This window comes from Massilia glaciei, from assembly GCF_003011895.2.
GTDB classification, from domain to species: Bacteria; Pseudomonadota; Gammaproteobacteria; order Burkholderiales; family Burkholderiaceae_D; genus Telluria_A; species Telluria_A glaciei.
The window spans coordinates 1-2,498 of the sequence record NZ_PXWF02000158.1 but is presented as its reverse complement, the minus strand read 5'-3'; the positions used below and the strand labels follow the sequence as shown (position 1 = coordinate 2,498).

Below are 2,498 nucleotides of genomic sequence, written 5' to 3'. Positions count from 1 at the left end.
TTAGTTTCTAATGACGACCGGCGGCTTCGGGGCGGAAGCCGCCGCTCATCGCCGCCTGCGTATTCCGCGCCAAACTGGACACCCATTCCACGGCAAACTGGACACCTGGTCCAGCGCAAACTGGACACTCATTCCACGGCAAACTGGACACCCAGTCCAGCGCAAACTGGACACCGGTTCCGCTCCAAACTGGACAGTTTGAAGCGGCCTGAGTAGGGCCAACGGCAAGGGGATAACTGTGGCAACCTGCCGGATTTTTATCCGGAGGGTTGCTTGACCAACAAAAGGTTATCCATGCGCAAAATCCATGAAGTACTGCGGCTGCATTTCGAGCAGGGCCGCTCCAAGCGGGAAATCGCCCGCATCATCAACGTTTCTCCCTCCACCGTATCCGACTACGTGGCCCGCGCCAAGCTGGCCGGACTGTCGCCGCCATTCCCGCCCGGCTGCGACGACGCTGTGCTGGAGCGCTTGCTGTTTCCACCGAGCGAGCCGTCGTCGGTGCAGCGGCCGGCGCCGGCTTGGCCAACCGTACACAAGGAACTGCGCCGCAAGGGCGTGACGCTGGAGTTGCTGTGGCAGGAATATAAGTCCGAGCAGCCGGAAGGTTTCCAGTACAGCGCGTTCTGCGAACACTACCGGCGCTGGCGCCAGCAACTGACCACGTCGATGCGGCAAACCCACACACCGGGCGAGCGCTTGTTCATCGATTACGCCGGCCAGACCGTTGACGTGACCGACGGCAGCACCGGCGAAATCCGCACCGCCCAGGTGTTCGTGGCCGTGCTGGGCGCCTCGAACTACACTTACATCGAGGCGACCTGGAGCCAGCAACTGCCGGACTGGATAGGCAGCCACGTTCGCGCGCTCGCGTTCTTCGGCGGCTGTACCGAGCTGTGGGTGCCCGATAACCTGCGAAGCGGCGTGTCGAAGGCCTCGCGCTACGAGCCGGACGTCAATCCCACCTACCACGACTTGGCCGAGCATTACGGCGTCGCGGTGCTGCCGGCGCGCGCCCGCCGGCCCAAGGATAAAGCCAAGGTCGAGAATGGCGTGCTGGTGGTCACACGTTGGGTGCTGGCGCGCCTGCGCCATCAGCGCTTCTTCAGCCTCAATGAATTGAACCGGTCACTGCGCACGCTGCTCGCCGACCTGAACCAGCGGCCATTCAAAAAGCTGCCCGGCTGCCGCGCCAGCGCCTTCGCCGAAATGGACCAGCCGGCGCTGCGTCCCTTGCCCCAAGTTGACTACGAGTACGCCGAATGGAAACTGGCACGTGTCGGTGTCGACTACCACGTCGAGGTCGATGGCCACTACTACTCGGTGCCGTGCCAGCACGCGCGCGCCCAAGTCAGGGTGCGCATGACGCGCACCACGGTCGAGGTGTTTCAACGGGGCCAGCGCATCGCCAGTCACGTCCAGTGCGCCTTCAAGGGCCGCCACACGACCGTTGCCGCGCACATGCCGCCGGCGCACCGCGAGGTAGCAGGTTGGAATGCGCAAACGCTCACCGCCCGTGCCGAAGCCGTGGGGCCGCGCTGCGCGGTGCTGGTGGAGCGGCTGCTGGGCCAGCGGCAGCATCCGCAGCAGGCATTCCGCAGCTGCCTGGGCGTGCTGTCGCTGGGACAAAAGTACGGTGGCGACCGGCTGGAGGCGGCCTGCGCCCGTGCGCTCAAGTACAGCGCCGTCAGCTGGAAGAGCGTCCAGGCCATCCTCAAGAATGGACTCGACCTGCAGCCGCAGGGCGCGCAACGCACGCTCGACCTGCCCGAGCACGAGAACCTACGTGGCGCGGCTTACTACCAATCGAACCAGATTCACTAAAACAGAATAAACGATATATACCGTTTATATTAATAACGTAGTGCGCCGCCAACCGGCGGCACACTACCCATGAAAGGATGACCGATGTTGAACCACCCGACCTACGACAAACTGACCCGCCTGAAGCTGTTTGGCATGGCGCGTGCCTTCGCCGAGCAAAGCGCGCTAGACCTGGACCACCTTGGTTTCGAAGAGCGGCTTGGCCTGCTGGTCGAACACGAAGTAAGCGAGCGCGATGGCAAGGCGCTGGCGTTGCGCCTGCAGCGTGCCAAGCTCAAGCCCAATACGGCCGCCGAGGACACCGACTACCGCCATGCGCGCGGACTCGACAAGGCGCTGTTTCAACGGCTGCTCGCTGGCCTGTGGCTGAAGGAAAAGCAGAACGTGCTGCTCACCGGCCCCACCGGCGTGGGCAAGACCTGGCTGGCCTGCGCGCTGGCGCACCAGGCTTGCCGCATGGGTCGCAGTGCGTATTATGTACGTCTGCCGCGCATGCTCGACGAGTTGGCCATTGGCCGCGCCGATGGCCGCTACATGAAGCTGCTCAAGCAACTGGCCAAGATAGACGTGCTCGTGATTGACGATTGGGGGCTTGCCGTGCTCGACGACGCGCACCGTCGCGACCTGCTGGAGGTGCTCGACGACCGTCACGGTGTTACGTCCGCCAATATTTG

At 63.7% G+C, this 2,498-nt stretch carries 2 protein-coding genes; both read left to right on the top strand.

The window, feature by feature from the left end; all coding sequences use genetic code 11:
- The first annotated feature begins 294 nt into the window (after nucleotides 1–294).
- Complete coding sequence (gene istA, locus C7C56_RS10585; RefSeq protein WP_106757386.1) at nucleotides 295–1,824, top strand: IS21 family transposase; 1,530 nt, start codon at nucleotides 295–297, stop codon at nucleotides 1,822–1,824.
- An 84-nt stretch (nucleotides 1,825–1,908) separates the two neighbouring features.
- Nucleotides 1,909–2,498, top strand: a 590-nt coding sequence (locus C7C56_RS10580; protein WP_106757387.1) for an ATP-binding protein, incomplete at its 3' end; no start/stop codon positions are given.